Origin of the sequence: Anaerococcus sp. AGMB09787 (assembly GCF_022808955.1) — a bacterium.
Lineage (GTDB): Bacteria > Bacillota > Clostridia > Tissierellales > Peptoniphilaceae > Anaerococcus.
Genome location: NZ_JAKZEY010000010.1, coordinates 13,203 through 32,724 on the forward strand (window position 1 = coordinate 13,203; position 19,522 = coordinate 32,724).

Below are 19,522 nucleotides of genomic sequence, written 5' to 3' on the forward strand. Positions count from 1 at the left end.
TTGACATCTATTTACTTTAGCGTAAATTGGTATAGACAATTTAACAATGTAGTCAAGAGGTCGCGGTTATGATGAGTAAAGCTTGAAAGGCATAACCGCCGAAATGCCATGAGGTGTTGGTTGTATTTAGAATATGGATACAACTGTCAACAAGAGCGTGCCAATTCTTGTTGGAGGACTTACTATGTTGGGGCGAAGGGAATCATGGGCCTTTTGCTCATGATTTTTTTGTATTTGGAGGTCAAATGTTAAAAAATAATTTTGAAAATCAAGAAGGAATTTTGTCAATTGGAGGGGTCAGCGTAGAGGATCTTGCTGATAAGTACCAAACTCCCCTTTATATATATGATCAGAAGTTGTTAAAGGAAACTATAGAAACTTTTATAGGAAATTTTAAGTCACAGGTCTTTGACACAGAAGTAGTCTATGCCACCAAGGCCTTTTCTAACCTCTATGTCCTTGGTCTTATGAAGGGCTATGACATGTACTTCGATTGTGTCTCCAAGGAAGAAATCTTTGTTGCCCTATCAGCTGGGGTAGAAGCTCAAAGGATCCACTTCCATGGCAACAACAAAACCAGAGAAGAACTATCCTATGCAGTAGATAAGGAAATAGGGCTAATAATCATAGATTCACTTGATGAGTATCATCTCTTAGATGAGCTCTTGGCAGAGAAAAATAAAAAGGTCGACGCCTTGCTTAGGATAAATCCTGATGTAAAGACTGATACCCATAAGTTTATTCAAACATCCAATGCTGATTCCAAGTTTGGTGTAAATATCAGGGATGGCGCTATGAGAGATTTGATAGGGGAGATAGTGGGAAATCCTAGGATTAACTTACTAGGCTTCCATGCCCATATAGGTAGCCAGGTAAAAAACGCAGGATTTTTTGAAGAAGAAGCTAGCATCTTACTAGACTTTACTAGGCAAATGGAAAAAGCCTTCAACTATAAATTTACCCATATCAACTTTGGTGGAGGTTTTGGTAGCAAGGAAAGTATAGAAGATGAAGACCTAGACTTGGGAGAATTTTTGAGAAATTTCGTAAAGGTTATAGAAAATCTCATAAGCAAGCACGACCTAGCTATCACAAATGTGGGAATAGAGCCAGGAAGGTCCATGATATCAAAGGCGGGATCAATTCTTTATAGGGTTGGTTCAAGAAAGAAAACCCTGGAGGGCTTGCCCCTAGTCTTTGTAGATGGAGGAATGAGTGATAATATCCGTCCTAGCCTCTATGGAGCCAAGTATTCAGCAATCATCGCCAACAAGTTAAATGAAGAAACGACCAAAGCCTATAGGGTAGGCGGTAAACTCTGTGAATCTGGAGATATTTTGGTAGAGGATGTTAAACTTCCAAGTCCAGAGAGGGATGATTTGTTGTTAATCCCTTATGCAGGGGCCTACACTTATTCAATGAGTTCAAATTATAATAAGTTGCCAAGGCCTGCTGTGGTATTTGTAGAAGATGGAAGGGATTATCTTGCAGTAAAAAGACAATCCTTTAAAGATTTAATAATTAACGATGTAAAATTTGAGGAGAAATAATATGGAAAATGTAAATGTAGCAGTAGTAGGAGCAACGGGAGTCGTTGGTAGGAAGATAATAGAAGTTTTGGAAGAAAGAAATTTCCCAGTAAATAATTTGGTAGCTCTGGCAAGTCGAAAATCTGCAGGAACTACTATAAAATTTAGGGGAGACGATGTAGAAGTAAGGGAGCTTGATGAGAATTCCTTTGATAGTGGCATAGACATAGCCTTATTTTCTGCAGGTGGCTCAATATCAGAAAATTATATTCCAATTGCTATTTCGAAAAATGTAAGGTGTGTCGACAACTCATCATTTTATAGGATGCACGAGGATGTTTGCTTGGTAGTACCAGAAATCAATAGCCAAGAGATTACCAAGGATACTATGCTAATAGCCAACCCTAACTGCTCAACCATCCAATCAGTCCTTGCTATAAAGCCAATCTTAGATAATTTTGAGATAAAAAGAATTGTTTATAATACCTACCAAGCTGTATCAGGTGGCGGAAAAAAGGCCCTAGATGACCTCCATAACCAAACAAATAATAAGTGGAAGTATAAGATTTTTAACAATGTCCTTCCTCAAATCGATGACTTCACAGATAATGGCTACACCAAAGAAGAGATGAAGATGATAAATGAAACTAGAAAAATCTTTGGTGATGATAGTCTAAAAATAACAGCAACAACAGCCAGGGTTCCAGTAGAAAATTCCCATGCCGTATCAATCAACCTTGAACTAGACAGGGACTTCGACTTAGATGAAATCAAAGCTCTCCTAGCTAAGCAAGATGGGGTAAGCCTTGTAGATGATATAGAAAATGAAGTATATCCACTTCCTACAGAAGCTACAGGTCACGATGATGTATTTGTAGGAAGGGTAAGGAGAGACTACTCAATAGAGCATGGTCTAAACCTATGGTGTGTAGCAGATAATATTAGAAAGGGAGCAGCTACCAACGCTGTCCAAAACGCAGAACTTTTATTGGAGGTATAAATGTTATTTGAAGGAAGTGGAGTTGCTATAATTACTCCTTTTAATGATGATGGTTCAGTTAACTATGATGAGTATGAAAGCCTACTAGACTTTCACTTGGCAAATGGAACAGACGCTATTATTGCCCTAGGTACTACTTCTGAGGCTGCCTGCCTTAGTGAAGAAGAAAAAGTAAAGCTCGTTGATATTACTGTCAAGAAGGTAAATGGCCAAATTCCTCTAATAGTAGGAACTGGTTCAAACAATACCTATGCTGCAGCTGAATTTTCAAAAAAGATATCAGACATAGATGGAGTAGATGGTCTCTTGGTAGTAACTCCATATTATAACAAGGCAAACAAGGAAGGACTTTATAGGCACTTCGAATATATAGCCAACAATTCGACAAAGCCAATTATTCTGTACAATGTCCCATCAAGAACAAATGTAAATATCGATATAGACACCCTAGAAAGGCTAGCTAAAATCGACAATATAGTTGGTATCAAGGACGCAACAGGAGATCTTGCCTATACTACAAGCATCAGGTCAAGGCTTGGAGATGACTTTGCCATCTATTCTGGAAATGATGATTTAATCGTCCCTATGCTTAGCCTTGGGGCAAAGGGAGTTATATCAGTCCTCGCAAATATTTTACCAAAGGAAGTTCATGATATGTGTGAATATGGACTAAGGGGCGACTTCGCTAGTGCTGCTAAGCTCCAAATCAAGCTCTATGACTTGACCAAGGCTTTGTTTAATGAAGTAAATCCAGTCTGTGTGAAGTATGCTGCTTCCCTCCTAAACCTATGCAAAAACAAGCTAAGACTTCCTCTTAGTGAAGCAAGTGATGAAAGTAGGGACCTTATAGAAAAAGCATTGGAGGAGCTAAATGATTAGAATATTACTATCCGGTGCTACTGGCGCCATGGGAAATGTTATAAGAAATATAGTAGATACTTCTGATGAATACGAGATAGTGGCAGGCTTTGCTGATGCGGCTACAGAGGGGGAAGGCTTCAAAATCTATCAAAACATAGAAGATATAAATGAAAAAGCAGACCTTATTATAGACTTCTCATCAAAAGCGACCCTAGGCCCTATACTAAAATACGCCCTAGATAAGAATTTGCCCCTAGTGCTAGCATCTACTGGCTACGATGAAGAGGATCTTGATGCAATAGATACGGCAAGTCACGAAATTCCTATAGTCCAAGCAGGCAACTTTTCCCTTGGAGTAAATGTTATGGTCTATATAAGCAAATTATTAGCTGAGCTTTTAGAAGGCTTTGATATAGAAATAGTCGAAGCCCACCACAATAAGAAAAAGGACGCCCCATCAGGCACTGCCAATATGCTATTTGATGCAGTGAATGAAGGACGAGGTGGAAAACTTCAAAAGGTCTATGGTAGAAGTGGCTTTACTGATAAGAGAGATCCAAATGAAGTAGGTATCCATTCACTAAGGGCAGGCACTATTAGTGGGGACCACGAAGTGATCTTTGCAGGAGATGATGAACTTGTAAAAATCTCCCACCACGCAGCCAGCAAAAAAATTTTTGCACTAGGAGCCCTTAAAGCTGCTAAATATATAATAAAGCAAAAACCGGGACTAATTGATATAAATGAAATTTTGAATATAGGAGAATAGAATGATAAGAATTGGCATAGTAGGTTATGGTAACTTAGGTAAGTCAGCAGAAAAAATAATTGATAATACTCCTGATATGGAGTTAAAGGGAATCTTCTCCAGAAGAGATATCGAAGGAGATAGGTTCTATAGGCTAGAAGATATCCTCGACTACAAGGATGATATAGATGTCCTCATCCTCTGTGGTTCATCTGATAAGGATATAATGGAGCAAGGTCCAGAGCTAATAGCAAACTTCAATACAGTTGATAGCTTCGATACCCACAAAAATATTTACGATTATTTTAACCTTATGGATAAAAAGGCTAAGGAAAATAAAAAATCAGCCTTGATAGCGACTGGATGGGACCCAGGTCTATTTTCCCTAGTGAGGACTATAAGCGAATCTGTCTTAGCAGATGGCAATACCTACACCTTCTGGGGCAAGGGCATAAGCCAAGGCCACTCTGCAGCCGTTAGAAATATTGAGGGAATAGCAGATGTTGCCCAATACACCATCCCAAAGCATGACTTTATAGAAGAAGTTAAAGCAGGCAATAATCCAGAATTCACTCCAGAAGCAGCCCATACTAGGGAGGTCTTTGCTGTAGCTGAAGAAGGCTATGACCCAGCTGAGCTAGAAAAAAAGATAAAAGAAATTCCAAACTATTTTGATAAATACGAAACCACCGTTCACTTCATTAGCCAAGAAGAACTAAATGAAAACCACAAGGGTATGCCTCATGGTGGCAGGGTCATAAGGTCTGGCAAGTCACCTAATGGCTTCCAATCAAATGTAGAATTTGCCCTAGACCTTGAGAACAACCCTGATTTTACAGCAGCTGTAGATGTAGCCTATGCTAGGGCAATCTATAGGCTAAACAAGGAAGAAAGATATGGAGCCTTTACCATATTAGATGTAGCTCCATCCTACCTATCTCTTAAGGACAGAGACAGCCTATTAAAAGAAAACATATAATATTGACTTGCTGGATTAATTTCTGGCAAGTTTTTTATTGGGAATAGTCCTCATATCAAGCCAAGAATTCTCCCATAGGGTATAATGAAATAAAAATATACAAGAGGTGTATCATGACCCTGCAACAACTTAGATATATAATAGCCATAGCCGAAGAAGGATCCATATCCAAGGCCAGTAAGAAGCTAATAGTAAGTCAGCCGTCAATCTCAAAGGCTGTCTTTGATCTAGAAAATGAACTTAATATCAAGATTTTTAATAGGACCAATAGGGGAGTTAGCCTTACAGAAGAGGGAGAAGAATTCCTTTCTTATTCTAGGTCTGTCATCGAGCAGGCTGATTTTTTGGAGTCTAAATATAAAAATGAGGGAGGAACCAAGAGGGTATTTTCTATATCTAGCCAACACTATGCCTTTGTTGTAAATGCTTTTGTATTATTAGTTAAAGAATTTGGTAAGAGGGAATATGACTTTTCCTTGAGAGAAACTACTACCTATCAGATTATAGAAGATGTCAAGAAAATAAGGAGTCAGATAGGGATTATGTACCTTTCAAATTTTAATAGGAATATCCTACTAAGGATCCTAGAAAAGGAAGGTCTTATCTTTAATACAATCTTTAAGGCCAAGCCCCATATCTTTATTTCGAGAAACCACCCCCTTGCCAAGAAGGACGAGATATCCCTGGAGGATCTTTCTGATTATCCGAGGCTTTCTTTTGAACAAGATGTAAATAATTCCTTTTACTTCTCTGAAGAGCTATTTCCAACAGAATCCAGTCCCAAAAATATCTATGTAACAGATAGAGCTTCGATTTTTAATCTAATAATTGGACTCGATGGCTATACCATATCTTCAGGAGTCTTGTCAGAAGACCTTAATGGTAGCGAAATAGTTGTAAGGGCCCTCAAGGCAGAAGAAGATATGGATATAGGCTATATTACCCTAAAGAACAGGCCCCTGGACCCAGTGTCCAAGAGGTATATAGAATTTTTGAAGGGCTATATAGATAATTTTAAACCATCAAATCTGCTATAGAAAAAAACTATAACAGTTCATAGAAAACAAGTATTAACACCTTTAGGCTTAATTGTTTTATAATATAAGAAAATAATTAAGCTATTTTTTTATGCTAATAAAGGAGAATACAATGAAAACATCAATAATAGGATTTCCTAGAATTGGAGAAAATAGAGAACTAAAATTTGCAACAGAAAAATATTTTAAGAATAAAATATCTTTTGAAGAACTAGAAGAAACAGCCAAAGAAATTAGGAAAAGTGCCTGGACTAAACAAAAAGAGTCAGGCCTTGACTATATTGTATCTAACGACTTTTCTTACTATGACTTGTTCTTAGATGCAGCTGTAACCTTTAATATCATTCCAAAAAGATATAGGGAATTAAACCTTGACCCAATAGATACCTACTTTGCTATGGCAAGGGGTTACCAAAAGGATGACCTTGATGTAAAGGCCCTATCCATGAAAAAATGGTTCAATACCAACTACCACTACATGGTTGCAGAAATCGAAGACGATACAGAGATTAAATTAAATTCAACCAAGGCCTTTGATGAGTACAAGGAAGCAAGGAAGCTTGGAATTGAAACTAAGTCTACTATAGTAGGACCTTTTACCCTACTAAAATTAATAGACTACAAGGGAGATAAGGGAATAGATGACTTCAAGAATGACCTTGTGGCAGCCTATATAGAATATATATCTAAGTTTAACGACCTAGGCCTCAAAGTCCTTCAATTTGAAGAGCCTTATATAGTAAAAGACCTTGATAGTGATGATATAGCGTTATTTAAGGAAGTCTACAGGGAGATTTTATCTAATAAAAAAGACATCAAGGTTCTTCTACAAACCTACTTTGGTGATGTGAGGGATATCTATGAGGACCTCCAAGATTTAGACTTTGATGGTATAGGACTAGACTTTATTGAGGGAAGAAAAACTCTTGAATTAATAGAAAAATATGGCTTTGCTGAAGACAAGGTATTATTTGCAGGCCTCATCAATGGTAAAAATATTTGGAGAAATTCCTACAAGAAAACCCTAGAAGTCCTAGATGGACTAAAAACCAAGGGAATTAACTGCGTACTATCAACTTCTTCATCATTATTGCATGTACCATACACAATTACAAATGAAGATGAATTAGATGAAAAATATAAAAAACACTTTGCCTTTGCCTATGAAAAGTTAGAAGAGCTAGAAGAGATAAAGACAATAGCTGATACAGACTACGAAAATGAAGAAATCTTCAAGAGAAACCAAGACCTCCTAGCTAATAGGGAAGACTATTTAGACGAGTCAGTAAGGGAGAGGGTTGCATCAATTGACGATTCAATCTTTACAAGGATTGATTCCTTTGAAAAGAGAGAAGAAGTTCAAGCAGAAGAATTTGACCTTCCACTATTCCCAACTACAACTATTGGATCCTTCCCACAAACTGCTAATGTTAAGAGAAATAGGAAGAGATTTAAGACTGGCGAAATCACCAAGGAAGAATACGAAGACTTTAACCTCCAAAAGATTAAGGAATGTATAGCCCTCCAAGAAGAGATTGGCCTTGATGTCCTAGTACATGGAGAATTTGAAAGAAATGACATGGTAGAGTACTTTGGTGAACACCTATCAGGTTATTTATTTACCAAAAAGGCTTGGGTTCAATCTTATGGTACTAGATGTGTTAAGCCACCTATAATTTGGGGAGATGTTAAGAGAAATGAACCTATTACAGTTAAGTGGTCAACCTATGCCCAATCCCTAACAGGCAAACCAGTTAAGGGAATGCTTACAGGTCCTGTTACTATCCTAAACTGGTCCTTCCCAAGAGAAGATATATCAATCCAAGAATCAACTTACCAAATAGCCCTCGCCATCCGCGATGAGGTATTGGACCTAGAAGCAGCTGGTATCAGAGTAATCCAAATAGATGAGGCTGCCCTAAGGGAAAAATTACCACTAAGAAAGACTGACTGGTATAGTGAATACTTAGACTGGGCAATACCTGCCTTTAGGATAGTACACTCTGGCTGCAAGGCTTCTACCCAAATCCACACTCATATGTGCTATTCTGAATTTGGAGATATAATCAAGGCCATTGATAACATGGATGCTGACATAATAAGCTTTGAAGCATCAAGGTCTAACCTAAAGATTCTTGACTTCCTAAAAGAAAATAACTTTAAAACTCATGTAGGTCCAGGAGTTTATGATATCCACTCACCTAGAGTGCCAAGTGTAGAAGAAATAACAACAAGCCTTAGAAAGATGATACAAAAACTAGACTATAAGAAACTATGGGTAAATCCAGACTGTGGTCTAAAGACAAGGGGAGAAGAAGAAACTGTAAAGGCCCTAAAGAACCTAGTAGAAGCAAGCTTGGAGTTAAGGAATGAATACCAAGGAAAAAACTAAAGATAGGGTAGTACTAAGCTTTGAAGTCTTCCCTCCAAAGAAGACTTCTCCCATTAGCTCAATCTATGAAACTCTAGATAAACTTATCGAACTAAAACCAGATTCCATATCAGTAACCTACGGGGCAGCTGGCAATGATACTAGTGCTAGGACCTTTGAAATCGCAGGCCAAATCAAGGAAAGGGGAGTAGATTCTGTAGCCCACCTCATATCAATAGGACTCACCAAGGAAGACCTCCTCAAAAAACTTGAGCTACTAAAGGAAAAAAACGTCAACACTATCCTAGCCCTAAGGGGAGATAAACCAGACTTTCCTTATCCAAAGGGGGACTTTGAACACGCTTCAGACCTAGTGGCAGCCATCAAGGAAAATAGCGACTTCCACGTAATAGGAGCTGCCTATCCAGAAGGCCACTTGGAATGCCCTAGCCTAGTTGATGATATAAAAAACCTCAAGAAAAAGGTCGATGCAGGTTGTGATAGCCTCATAACTCAACTATTCTTTGATAATGAAGACTTCTATAAGTTTAGAGATATGTGCGACCTTGCTGGAATCAATGTACCAATAGAAGCAGGAATCATGCCTGTAGTAAACAAAAGGCAAATCGAAAAAATGGTATCCCTTAACAACATAAGGGTCCCTAAGAAATTTATGAAAATCATGAACAGCTACGAAAATGACAAGATAGCCATGAGGGATGCAGGAATAGCCTATGCAGTTGACCAAATAGTTGACCTAGTATCATCAGGAGCATATGGCATCCACCTCTACACAATGAATAACCCTTACGTAGCAGAAAAAATCTTCGAAGCAGTAAAAAATATCCTATAAAAACTCAAAGCCTTCCTTATATATAGGGAGGGCCTATTTATAGGGGCTTAGGTAAAATAAAAATTGACAAGAAAAAACCAGTTAACCATGGCTAGTGGCAACTGGTATTTTTTGATTATCTTATTTTATTGGCATCTTTTTTAACTAGTCCCAATAATAAGGCTCCCACTATAGAACCCACTAGGATTGATAGGATGTAGAATAATGGATTATCTATAACTCCTATTACCCACATACCACCATGAGGGGCTATCAAGGCACAAGAGAAGATCATAGATAGCATACCGGATATGGCTGATCCGACTACACTTGCAGGGATTACTCTAAGAGGGTCTGCTGCTGCAAAAGGGATAGCTCCTTCTGTTATAAAGGATAGGCCCATGATAATATTGGTAGGGATGGTTTGTCTTTCCTTGTCTGTGTACTTGTTTTTAAAGATAATCATAGATATAGCAAGGGCTAGTGGAGGTACCATTCCTCCTGCCATAACAGCTGCCATTATCATTGATGATCCTTCTGCAAGGCTTGCTGTACCAAATATATAGGCTGCCTTGTTGATTGGTCCTCCCATATCTATAGCCATCATACCCCCAAGCAATAGTCCTAGGACGATCTTGGATGCTGATCCCATGTTGTTTAGGAAGTTAGTTATCGCAAGGTTTAGTCCTGCTAGAGGTGGATTTAGTAATAGGAGCATTATTAGACCGATTGTAAGGATTCCTACTAGTGGAAAGATTAGGATAGGTTTTAGTCCATCCATGCTCTTTGGTAGGGGCTTGGTTATTTTTCTTAATAATATTATGATTAAACCTGATAGGAAACCTGCGATTAAGGCACCCAAGAAGCCTGCTCCACCTTCATTGGCCAAGAATCCACCTACAAATCCTACAGTAAGTCCTGGCCTATCTGCTATACTCATTGCAATAAATCCAGATAGGATAGGAAGCATGAAGCCGAAGGCAGCCCCACCTATCTTGTTGAAGATTGCTGCGATTGGGGTATTTGAACCAAAATTAGCAGGGTCTATGGTATAGTCGTCAAGCAAGAAGGCTATGGCTATAAGGATACCACCACCAACTACAAAGGGTAGCATGTGGGATACACCATTCATTAGGTGCTTATAGATAGTTTGTCCCAGACTTGATGGAGCCTTTTCTTCCCTGATTTCGATTCTTTTATCGCTCTTATAGACTGGAGCCTTTGCATCAATTATTAGATTTATTAGGTCTTTTGGCTTGTTGATACCATCTGATACCTTGGTTTCTACTAGCCTTTTGCCGTTAAATCTTGATTTTTCTACTCCTACATCGCTGGCTATTATTATTCCCTTGGCCTTATCAATTTCTTCCTTGCTTAGTGCATTTTCGATACCTGTTGATCCGTGGGTTTCGACCTTGATTGTGTAGCCTAGGTCTTTGGCCTTATTTTCTAGGGCTTCCTTGGCCATAAAGGTATGGGCGATACCAGTAGGGCAGCCTGTTATAGCTAAGATATCATAAGTAGAATTGCTATCTTTAGCTTCAAAGTCATCAGGGAATTTTTCTATTTCCTTAGCTTCTATGATTTTTAAAAATTCTTCGGTATTTTTTGCCCCTAATAAGGCATTTCTAAAGTCAGCATCCATTAGCATGGTGGATAGTCTTTGAAGTAGGACTATATGATCATCACTTGCCTTTTCTGGAACTGCTATCATAAAAAATAGGTGGGCCAATTCTCCATCTAGGGAATCAAAGTCTGCTCCTTCTTTGATGGTCATGGCTGCGAGGTGGGGTGTCTTTACTCCCTTGGACTTGGCGTGGGGGATGGCTACACCTTCTCCGATTCCTGTTGTGCTAGATACTTCTCTCTTTAGGACATCACTTTTGTAGAGGTCCTTATCAACTAAGACTTGGCTATTGTCCATGAGGTCTACTAGTCTATCTATTAGGTCTTCCTTGGATCCAGCTCTTGCATTTAATTCTATAGAAGACTCACTAAGTAGGTCAATTATTTTCATATCCTTCTCCTTTTTCATATAAGTTATAAATTTCTTCCTTGCTAGCTATAGTAGGGCTAAAGGCTGTGGCAGATCCACAAGCAACAGCGAATTTGAAGGCTTCTTCATCGGTAAATTCGTGGATTTTACCATAAACAAATCCACCTACCATGCTATCTCCAGAGCCTACGGTATCTATAATTTTTCCCTGGTAAGCTTTTTTGAAATATTCTTCATTATCTTTATTTATCATATAGGCCCCATCGCCACCCAGGGACACTATTACATTTTCTGCTCCCATTTCTCTAAGCTTTCTGGCGTAAGTGGCTAGGTCGTCTTTTGTATTGATTTTAACACCAAAAATCCCTTCAAGCTCTCTTAGGTTGGGCTTTATGAGGTAGGGTCTATGGGTTAGGGTCTTGGTAAGGCTTGGGCCACTCGCATCGACTATTATCTTAATTTTTTTATCAGCTAGGCTATCCATAAGCTTTCCATAAAAATCATCTCCCAATGAGTCTGGGATTGACCCTGATAGGAAGAGGTAGTCCCCATCTTCTATAGTATTAATTATTTCAAATAACTTATCTAGGGCATCCTTATCAATATCTAGGCCTGGTCCATTGATTTCAGTCTCGACCTTGCCCTTGATTTTGACATTTATTCTTGTAAAGCCTTCCTTAACCTTGATAAATTTCTCATCTAGGCCAAGGTCATCTCTTACAAGTTGGATTAGCTCCCTTCCAGTAAATCCTCCTACAAAGCCCAGGGCAAGGCTTTCTTCCCCCAAGTTTTTGAGGAGGTTAGTCACATTGATTCCCTTGCCACCTGCCTTTATTTTTTCGTAGGTCATTCGGTTTGTTTCACCAAGTTTCAAATCACCTGTTCCTACTATATGGTCAAGAGCAGGATTCAAACTTAGAGTATAAATCATTAGTCCTCCTTATATGTTTTAATTAGAATTTCATAGGAAGTATCCTTTTTCTTGCTGGTTATAATTTTAAGCTTTGGATCTTTTGAGAAGGAAACTTGAGATACTAGACCAAACTTAGATGAATCTGCCAGGATAAAGGCCTTCTTACACCTTGATAAAGCCTTTCTCTTGACCATGGCCTCATTGATATCTGGTGTCGAAAATCCTGTTTCCTTATGGATTCCATTGGTCCCAAAAAATCCTAGGGTAAAGTTAAAATTATCCAAGAAATCTGTAGTCGCTGGCCCAAGTAGGGACTCAGTAGGCCCCTTTAGATTTCCAGGCAAGATAAAAACATTTTGATTAATTAAAGCAAGCTTTTTAGCACAAGTTATAGAATTAGTAACAAACTTTAGATTATTAGCCTTGATATAAGGAATCATGGCTTCTACAGAAGTACCTGAATCCAGGTAGACAAAGTCATTGTCTTTGATAAAGCTTGCTCCGTACTTACCTATAAAAACTTTTTCCTCAATATTTAAAGTTGCTTTGGAGGTCATATCCTCTTCGGTAGTAATATATTGAGCGTTTTTGATTGAATTAGCACCACCAAAAATTTTATGAATTTTATTGAGCGAGTCAAGTTCATTCAAGTCCCTCCTCACAGTAGCCAGAGATATCCCTAGAGCCTCAGCTATCTCCCTGGTCTTTACTGTTCCTCTCTTGTTTACCAAATCTATAATTTTACCTAATCTCTCTTCCTTTAACATAATTCTCCCTTTCTATTACCATTATAAATCAAAATAAAATCAAAGTCAAGCAAAAACAATCAAAATAAATCTTAACCAAAAATGTCTTATTGGATTAATTATCTAATTAATTTATTATTTTATAATGAAAATTATTTGTATTTTTTTAAAAAAAAGTGATATACTTAGGTAAAATATAAGGAGGAAGTTGTATGGATGATAAGATGAAGAAAAATCAAGTTGAAGGTGTGATAATTACCAAGTGGGGCTCAATCTTTATACCAAATGAAGAATATGAAAAGAAGGGCTTAAAAAGATTGACACGAGATGGTGACAAAGTGATACCTGTAGGTAAGAAAGAAAAAAATGGTGATTCCGTAATGGAAAATGCCATATATTATCCAGACGAAAATAAGATAGTAGTCACAATTGATTTAGATTAACTTACTTGGTCAATATGCATTAATAGATGTGTGTTGACCGAATTTTTTATAATTCACTAATTTTTTCTATTAATAATCTAGGATTCTATATTTTAAATCCTCTTAGTTATAAAAGTCTTTGGAATATTTCCCTAAATAGGTTAAAATATTAGGAGAGGTGAGTGTATGGTTAAGAGATTTAGATATTTATTTTTATGTTTTATTATGATATTTACTCTTGTAGCTTGTAGCTCTTCCAATTCAAATGAGGAAGAAGTAAAAATATCTACCATTGATGACTTGATGGCAAATATTGAAAGATCATCAGGAGATGAAGAAGGTGACCTAAGCCCAGTTGAGGAGCAGGCTAAAAATGATGTCAAGAAGGAAGATGCAAGAGATAAGTGGGAGAAGAGTATAGCCAGGGCCAAAAAAGAAGAGGAAGAAGCAAAGAAGAGGCGAGAGAACCTAACAAGCTTCGAAGATTCTAAGACTAGGACCAAAAGGGAAGGTAGTAAACCAACAAATGAAGAAGCTTCAGCAGATGATGCTAACGAAGAAGAAAAAACTGCTAGGATCAAATTCTTTGGGGATACCATGGCCCACTTGGGTCAAATCCAATATGCCTATAACTATGGTGGCGGAAGCTATGACTTTTCCAACCAATACTATTATATATCTGACTTTGTGAAGGATGCAGATCTAGCCATTACAAACTATGAAACAACAAGTAATCCTAATAGGCAATACGCAGGATATCCAAGGTTTAACACACCTGAGACATATCCACAGGCAATAAAGGATGCGGGTTTTGATGTAGTAACCACTGCCAACAACCACTCCCTAGATACTGATGAAGAGGGAATCTTTACCACAATAGATGCTATAGAAAGTGCTGGTCTAGACTATGTGGGTACTCATGAAGAGGAAGGAGAAAGGATCTTATATAAGGAAGTAAATGGAATGAAACTTGCTATTCTTTCCTACACCTATGGAACCAATGGCATAGAAGACCTCCTAACTCCAAGGGAAGAAGTCCCATATATCAACTACCTTCACGAGGATGAAATAAAAAAAGACATAGAAGAAGCCAAGAAAAACAAGGCTGATTTCATAATAGCCTACCCTCATTGGGGGATAGAATACCAATCCTACCCAGAAGGAGAAATCATAGAACTAGCTCGTTCCATGGTAGAATGGGGAGCAGACCTGGTAATCGGTAACCACCCTCACGTTGTCCAACCTATGGAAAGATACAAGGCAGAAGATGGTAGGGAAGGATTGATTGCCTACTCCCTTGGAAACTATATATCAATCCAATCCTTAGAAAACAACAATGACATAAGGGTAGAGCAATCCGTGGCCTATGAAGTAACCTTAAAGAAAAATGGCAAGGACAAAAAAATTGCTGACGTCAAAATCCATCCCCTATGGGTAGGGTCAACCTATGATGATTATGGCCAATCCATCAAGACCTACTTGGCTGAAGACTTCCTTGATGGTGGCAAATACTACAATGAGGTTGACGAAAACCAAAGATATAGGATCCAGCAAGCATACGATATGACCATGGAAACAGTAACTAGTGAGGTTAGTCAATGACAAACTTTGAACTAAGCATACTAAACGCCCTTCAGGGCATGAGAACAGAATTCTTGGATAGATTTTTCGTAACGATAACTTCCCTTGGAAATCTCTCCATAATATGGATTACAATGATAGTAATCTTTATGACCACAAGACGCAACAAGTCGCTAGGCAAGGTCATGATAATAGGATTTATACTAAACCTAATCCTAGTAAACCTAATCCTAAAGGTCCTATTTGCAAGGGAAAGACCCTACGAAGTCGCACACTTTACTGGCCTACTAATCCATGGCCTAAGCGATAACTCCTTCCCATCAGGACACACTTCCTATGCCTTTACCTTTGCAACAATATTATTCCTATTGACCAAGTCAAAATTCCTAAAGGGATATATATCACTACTGGCATTACTAATAGCCTTCTCAAGACTCTACCTCTATGTACACTTCCCAACAGATGTCATAGCAGGAGCCTTGGTAGGGATAATAATAGGAATTCTATCAATTAGAATCTACCAGTCAAAAACTTATAAAGACCTAGAAGAAAAAATCACTTTACAAGTTCTAAAAAATAAAGTATAATTAAATGGTAACATAAGCCGGTGTGTTGGAATTGGCAGACGAGACAGACTCAAAATCTGTTGTCCGCAAGGGCGTGTGGGTTCGAGTCCCACCACCGGCACCATTTATTTTTGAGAAATGTTGTTTTCAGCATTTCTTTTTTTATTTAAGATGATGATCTTTCTCATATTTTCTTAAAGACTGAGGTTCAAATGTTCCTTCTCTATCTCTTAGAATACTTAAATATATATTTCTATATGATGATTTAACTGTTTTTTTACTTGATCCGTTTCTTGTGTTAAGGGATAAGGGCTTTTCTCCGTATTCATAATCTAAATGTTCATCAAGTTCTGCTTTTAAAAGCTCTTACATTGTATCGCCTAAAAGATCTTTTAGTGCTTCTTGAATATCTTGTGCGCTTTGAGGCTTATATTCTTCAATTAACATTTTTGCTATTTTGCTTCTTTTTGTCTCCAGTCTTTTTCTTGGAATAAAAATTCCTCCTGATTAGTTTGTACTTACCCTAATCAGGAGGTTTCTATACACAAAATTTTACACAGTCTCTTTAAAAGTGCTTAAAATTGTTATTTGAATTCTCAAATCACACAGTACAATCTTATTTGTTACACAGCAGACCTTTAGGTTATTTATTAAGTTTTTATAATTTTAAAAATTATATTGTTTCACTCTCAATGTTATTGTAAATTGTAGCATGTTTCTCTAAATCTATGACTTGATCAAATAATTTCTTTTGTTCATCGCTAATTTTATGACTTATCATTATTAACAATATATCCATGTTAAGTAATATATCCATAACTGACCTTGCTGACTCATCATCTAAGCTTGATGTTATTTCGTCAGCAAATATTACTTTTTTATCTCTAGCAAGCGCCCTTATTATAGATATTTTCTGTCTTTGTCCTCCAGAAAAATTTTTACCATTTTCAGATAAAATATATTCACCTTTATATTCATCGATTCCTACTAGTTTTAATAGTTTATTAGCTGTTTGTTCATCTGTATTGATATTTCTTGCTAAACTTTCATTAAATAGAAATGTATTTTGATCTATGTATGATATAGATGTAAATACATTAAAATTGTCAATTTTTCTGCCATTAATTAAAACATCGCCTTCAAAATTATTAATTTGACCTGTTAAAACTTTAATAAAGGTACTTTTTCCATACCCACTAGGTGCTTGAATTAAATATTTTTTACCAGCTTTAAAAATCATATCATCATATGCAATTTGTTTCGCACCAAAATCTACTTTTATATTTTTGCTCTCAATAGTTTTTATTTCTACGGATTTCTCTTTGACCTCAAGTGGTGGTAATGTTTCTTTCTTTTTAAAAAATAGTGGTTTAGTATAGAAGTCTGTATATATCTCTTCAAATTCACTAAATCTATTTTCATATAAATCTAAACCTGACTTATAAAATGTTTTATCTGATACATACATAGAAATTGTCTCAGATAAGAAAGGAATTAATGATAGTGTAGAGAGCAAATAACCAGCTTTTACTTTTCCAGTTATGACGAAGTAAGATACTAAACTTAATGAAACTAATGTGAAAATATCTCCAGCTAGAGTTAACACAGCGCTCATTAACCCTGCAAACTTATCTGCTTCTGTAATATCATCCGCAAACTTTTCGCCAGATTTTTGACTTTTAAGAGAAAAAAATTTAAAATTATTATTTTGAACTAATGATGTAAATCCAGACAATAGTTCTGTAATATTTTTTAAATAGCTTTCAGTTGTATCCTGTGATAGTGCTATATATTTAGATAGTTTTTTTTCAAATAATTTAGGCAATATATACATAAATAGCATCAACACCAAACCCAATATAAATAAAAAATAATGAATTCTAAGTAAAGAAATAAGTATCAAAACTATAATTGCAGCATCGAAAGTCATATTCAAAAATCTTACCATAGTCAAGTTGATTAGCTTAGATACATCATTTACGTAAGTAGAACCTCGTGCACCTATGGGTTTTTTATTAAAATCGCCAATACTTATTTTTTTATATTTTTCATCAACCCTAAAGTAAAATTGTCTCTTTAAGTAATATTCAATTATAGATCGCTGTCTTAAATTTAAATATTGTAATAAATCCTTAGCTAAATATATAGACAATATAATTAAAATAGATTTGTACAAATCTGAAATTGTGTCTACTACAATTAAAGAAAGAGCGTTCATTAATAAGACATTAAGTAATGCATAAATAATAGAAAATAAAATGCCCAACTTAAAAGAATTGAATTTAAACATTTTCATATTTTACCTCTTATACATAAATTATGTTTATTAGTCATTTCATCAAATTTTAAAACTTCATCTATATCAACGATACCTTTATATTTGGAACATCTAGCTTGGCCATGTTTCAAATAAAATAAAGGACACGCCCCTCCTCCACAACCTGCATACATGTGACATCCTACACATTTTTCAGAAAATCGAGCTGCTTTCCAAATATTATTAAATTTATTAAATTCAATTTTTCCATCGTAATTTAATTTACCAACTATACTGAATTCATCATTCACATCAGTGCACCTTGCTACAGACATATCGGAATTTATAGAATAATGATTGTCCTTTATAGCATAGCAAAACGATGTATCCAAAGTTAAATAAGAAGATAATCTTGCAAATCTTATATTATAATTATACGCTATTTTCATTTCTTCTAAAACATCTCTATCAGTCACATCATGGCTTAAATCACTAAAATTAACTACAGGATGAAACATTGCTATAAACCTCTTATCATCAAAAAACTCTGAAATATCTTTATAATACCCCTCCATATTTCCGAGCATAATTTTTGATATATTACTTCTCAATATAATTTTATATTTATACCTTGTAGACTTAATATATTTTAAATTATTTATAATTTTATCAAAAGTGCCACTACCATTCTTTAATAACCTTTGACTATCGTGGAGTTTGCTGTCTCCATCGATGGTAATTTGATATGTATTTACATAATTTACCAACCTATTAAAATTGTTCTCATTTAAATTATAACCATTTGTTACAACACTCGATGAATAATTAATATTATTTAAATTGCTAAAATTAATAATATCTTTAGATAAACTTTCAATAAAATCTATATTTAATAAAGGTTCCCCACCAAAGAAAACGATTATCAAATTTCTAAAATTATTTTCTTTATATTTCCTTATAATAAATTTTAATATAGCATTTTTTTCTTCCACGCCCATATTAATTACATCAAAATTTTCGTAACAATATGTACATCTAAAATTGCAATCTTTTGTAATCTTGATTATGAGTTGAAGTGTATCATCTGACTTAAGCACATTTTTATGAATCATCTTTATTTCTTCAGTTTCATTTTCAGTTTTGAAAAATAATTTTTTCTCCAAAAAATCACTAATTTTTTTATTGCTTATAAAATCATTTGTATCTTTGAAATCACTATTTGGATATTTAATAAAGAAACCATTTTTACTATTAAAAAGTATTTTATATTCTCCATTATAACTATCTGTTACAAAAACATATTTTGATAATTCCATAAATCTCTCCTAATGAGATCATTTATATAACTAGTATTTAAAATGATCTTTTACATACTAATTCATATTTATTACAATATATGAATCATTTTGAACTACTATTTCTTCATCATTAAATTCAAATACTATTTCTTGCATTTTAACTCCTTATTTGATAAATAAATTTATTTAATTCAGTATACTAATAAAATTATACTTATCAATATTTTTTTGTCAAAATAATAATAATCAGTTTGATTTTATTCAGGTCTTTGACAGTTGAATAATAAAAGTTTTCGTGTAGTTATTGATACGCCTATATTTTTTTGTTAAATTTTTAATTTTTATTTGAGTAATGTGATGTAATGTTTAATAATATTAATATGTCC

At 35.7% G+C, this 19,522-nt stretch carries 16 protein-coding genes, 1 tRNA gene, 1 pseudogene and 1 riboswitch; of the genes and pseudogenes, 12 read left to right on the plus strand and 6 right to left on the minus strand.

The window, feature by feature from the left end; genetic code table 11:
• Positions 1–45: 45 nt before the first annotated feature.
• Positions 46–189: riboswitch (Lysine riboswitch) on the plus strand.
• A gap of 56 nt (positions 190–245) precedes the next feature.
• From lysA to metF, 8 genes are all read left to right on the plus strand, one after another.
• The gene (gene lysA, locus MUN42_RS03115) at positions 246–1,550 is read left to right on the plus strand and encodes a diaminopimelate decarboxylase (protein ID WP_243342896.1); all 1,305 of its coding nucleotides are present in this window, start codon (positions 246–248) and stop codon (positions 1,548–1,550) included.
• 1 nt (position 1,551) lies between these two features.
• Complete coding sequence (locus MUN42_RS03120; protein ID WP_243342897.1) at positions 1,552–2,529, plus strand: aspartate-semialdehyde dehydrogenase; 978 nt, start codon at positions 1,552–1,554, stop codon at positions 2,527–2,529.
• Complete coding sequence (gene dapA, locus MUN42_RS03125) at positions 2,530–3,408, plus strand: 4-hydroxy-tetrahydrodipicolinate synthase (protein ID WP_243342898.1); 879 nt, start codon at positions 2,530–2,532, stop codon at positions 3,406–3,408.
• Positions 3,401–4,159 (plus strand): 4-hydroxy-tetrahydrodipicolinate reductase, encoded by a 759-nt coding sequence (dapB, locus tag MUN42_RS03130; protein WP_243342899.1) that lies wholly within the window; start codon positions 3,401–3,403, stop codon positions 4,157–4,159. Before dapA ends, dapB begins: the two co-directional genes overlap by 8 nt.
• A 1-nt stretch (position 4,160) precedes the next feature.
• The gene (locus tag MUN42_RS03135) at positions 4,161–5,117 is read left to right on the plus strand and encodes a diaminopimelate dehydrogenase (protein ID WP_243342901.1); all 957 of its coding nucleotides are present in this window, start codon (positions 4,161–4,163) and stop codon (positions 5,115–5,117) included.
• A gap of 113 nt (positions 5,118–5,230) precedes the next feature.
• Complete coding sequence (locus MUN42_RS03140) at positions 5,231–6,154, plus strand: LysR family transcriptional regulator (protein WP_243342903.1); 924 nt, start codon at positions 5,231–5,233, stop codon at positions 6,152–6,154.
• Positions 6,155–6,266: 112 nt separating this feature from the next.
• Positions 6,267–8,546: a 5-methyltetrahydropteroyltriglutamate--homocysteine S-methyltransferase gene (gene metE, locus MUN42_RS03145; protein ID WP_243342905.1), complete on the plus strand. Its 2,280-nt coding sequence runs from the start codon at positions 6,267–6,269 to the stop codon at positions 8,544–8,546.
• The gene (metF, locus tag MUN42_RS03150; protein ID WP_243342907.1) at positions 8,524–9,378 is read left to right on the plus strand and encodes a methylenetetrahydrofolate reductase [NAD(P)H]; all 855 of its coding nucleotides are present in this window, start codon (positions 8,524–8,526) and stop codon (positions 9,376–9,378) included. Before metE ends, metF begins: the two co-directional genes overlap by 23 nt.
• Before the next feature lie 115 nt (positions 9,379–9,493).
• On the opposite strand, the gene MUN42_RS03155 is transcribed toward metF, so the two are convergent.
• From MUN42_RS03155 to MUN42_RS03165, 3 genes are read right to left on the minus strand one after another with little or no spacing between them, the layout of a single operon-like run.
• Positions 9,494–11,374, minus strand: a complete 1,881-nt coding sequence (locus MUN42_RS03155; RefSeq protein ID WP_243342909.1) for a fructose-specific PTS transporter subunit EIIC — start codon at positions 11,372–11,374, stop codon at positions 9,494–9,496.
• Positions 11,361–12,284, minus strand: a complete 924-nt coding sequence (gene pfkB / locus MUN42_RS03160) for a 1-phosphofructokinase (RefSeq protein WP_243342910.1) — start codon at positions 12,282–12,284, stop codon at positions 11,361–11,363. Before pfkB ends, MUN42_RS03155 begins: the two co-directional genes overlap by 14 nt.
• Positions 12,284–13,033 (minus strand): DeoR/GlpR family DNA-binding transcription regulator, encoded by a 750-nt coding sequence (locus tag MUN42_RS03165; protein ID WP_243342912.1) that lies wholly within the window; start codon positions 13,031–13,033, stop codon positions 12,284–12,286. The genes pfkB and MUN42_RS03165 overlap by 1 nt, the downstream gene beginning before the upstream one ends.
• 191 nt (positions 13,034–13,224) lie before the next feature.
• Here MUN42_RS03165 and MUN42_RS03170 point away from each other — a divergent pair, with 191 nt between their 5' ends.
• The 4 genes from MUN42_RS03170 to MUN42_RS03185 all read left to right on the plus strand — a co-directional run bounded on the left by MUN42_RS03170 (position 13,225) and on the right by MUN42_RS03185 (position 15,705).
• A complete protein-coding gene (locus MUN42_RS03170; protein WP_243342914.1) occupies positions 13,225–13,455 on the plus strand; it encodes a hypothetical protein in 231 nt (76 codons plus the stop codon).
• Between the two features lie 165 nt (positions 13,456–13,620).
• Entirely contained in the window at positions 13,621–15,036 is a 1,416-nt protein-coding gene (locus MUN42_RS03175) for a CapA family protein (protein ID WP_243342915.1), read from the plus strand.
• Positions 15,033–15,602: a phosphatase PAP2 family protein gene (locus tag MUN42_RS03180; protein ID WP_243342916.1), complete on the plus strand. Its 570-nt coding sequence runs from the start codon at positions 15,033–15,035 to the stop codon at positions 15,600–15,602. The genes MUN42_RS03175 and MUN42_RS03180 overlap by 4 nt, the downstream gene beginning before the upstream one ends.
• Positions 15,603–15,618: 16 nt before the next feature.
• Positions 15,619–15,705, plus strand: a tRNA-Leu gene (locus MUN42_RS03185).
• A gap of 38 nt (positions 15,706–15,743) precedes the next feature.
• Here MUN42_RS03185 and MUN42_RS03190 read toward each other — a convergent pair.
• The 3 genes and pseudogenes from MUN42_RS03190 to MUN42_RS03200 form a co-directional block, all read right to left on the minus strand.
• Positions 15,744–15,935 (minus strand): annotated as a pseudogene (locus tag MUN42_RS03190) (transposase); the annotation flags it as partial.
• A gap of 319 nt (positions 15,936–16,254) precedes the next feature.
• Complete coding sequence (locus tag MUN42_RS03195; RefSeq protein WP_243342917.1) at positions 16,255–17,877, minus strand: ABC transporter ATP-binding protein; 1,623 nt, start codon at positions 17,875–17,877, stop codon at positions 16,255–16,257.
• On the minus strand, positions 17,874–19,154 hold the full coding sequence (locus MUN42_RS03200; RefSeq protein WP_243342918.1) for a radical SAM protein: 1,281 nt from the start codon (positions 19,152–19,154) through the stop codon (positions 17,874–17,876). The genes MUN42_RS03195 and MUN42_RS03200 overlap by 4 nt, the downstream gene beginning before the upstream one ends.
• Positions 19,155–19,522: the final 368 nt, after the last annotated feature.

Coding starts and splice junctions, on each gene's coding strand:
- lysA (WP_243342896.1), top strand. CDS start 246: ATGTTAAAAAATAATTTTGAAAATCAAGAAGGAATTTTGTCAATTGGA.
- MUN42_RS03120 (WP_243342897.1), top strand. CDS start 1,552: ATGGAAAATGTAAATGTAGCAGTAGTAGGAGCAACGGGAGTCGTTGGT.
- dapA (WP_243342898.1), top strand. CDS start 2,530: ATGTTATTTGAAGGAAGTGGAGTTGCTATAATTACTCCTTTTAATGAT.
- dapB (WP_243342899.1), top strand. CDS start 3,401: ATGATTAGAATATTACTATCCGGTGCTACTGGCGCCATGGGAAATGTT.
- MUN42_RS03135 (WP_243342901.1), top strand. CDS start 4,161: ATGATAAGAATTGGCATAGTAGGTTATGGTAACTTAGGTAAGTCAGCA.
- MUN42_RS03140 (WP_243342903.1), top strand. CDS start 5,231: ATGACCCTGCAACAACTTAGATATATAATAGCCATAGCCGAAGAAGGA.
- metE (WP_243342905.1), top strand. CDS start 6,267: ATGAAAACATCAATAATAGGATTTCCTAGAATTGGAGAAAATAGAGAA.
- metF (WP_243342907.1), top strand. CDS start 8,524: ATGAATACCAAGGAAAAAACTAAAGATAGGGTAGTACTAAGCTTTGAA.
- MUN42_RS03155 (WP_243342909.1), bottom strand. CDS start 11,374: ATGAAAATAATTGACCTACTTAGTGAGTCTTCTATAGAATTAAATGCA.
- pfkB (WP_243342910.1), bottom strand. CDS start 12,284: ATGATTTATACTCTAAGTTTGAATCCTGCTCTTGACCATATAGTAGGA.
- MUN42_RS03165 (WP_243342912.1), bottom strand. CDS start 13,033: ATGTTAAAGGAAGAGAGATTAGGTAAAATTATAGATTTGGTAAACAAG.
- MUN42_RS03170 (WP_243342914.1), top strand. CDS start 13,225: ATGGATGATAAGATGAAGAAAAATCAAGTTGAAGGTGTGATAATTACC.
- MUN42_RS03175 (WP_243342915.1), top strand. CDS start 13,621: ATGGTTAAGAGATTTAGATATTTATTTTTATGTTTTATTATGATATTT.
- MUN42_RS03180 (WP_243342916.1), top strand. CDS start 15,033: ATGACAAACTTTGAACTAAGCATACTAAACGCCCTTCAGGGCATGAGA.
- MUN42_RS03195 (WP_243342917.1), bottom strand. CDS start 17,877: ATGAAAATGTTTAAATTCAATTCTTTTAAGTTGGGCATTTTATTTTCT.
- MUN42_RS03200 (WP_243342918.1), bottom strand. CDS start 19,154: ATGGAATTATCAAAATATGTTTTTGTAACAGATAGTTATAATGGAGAA.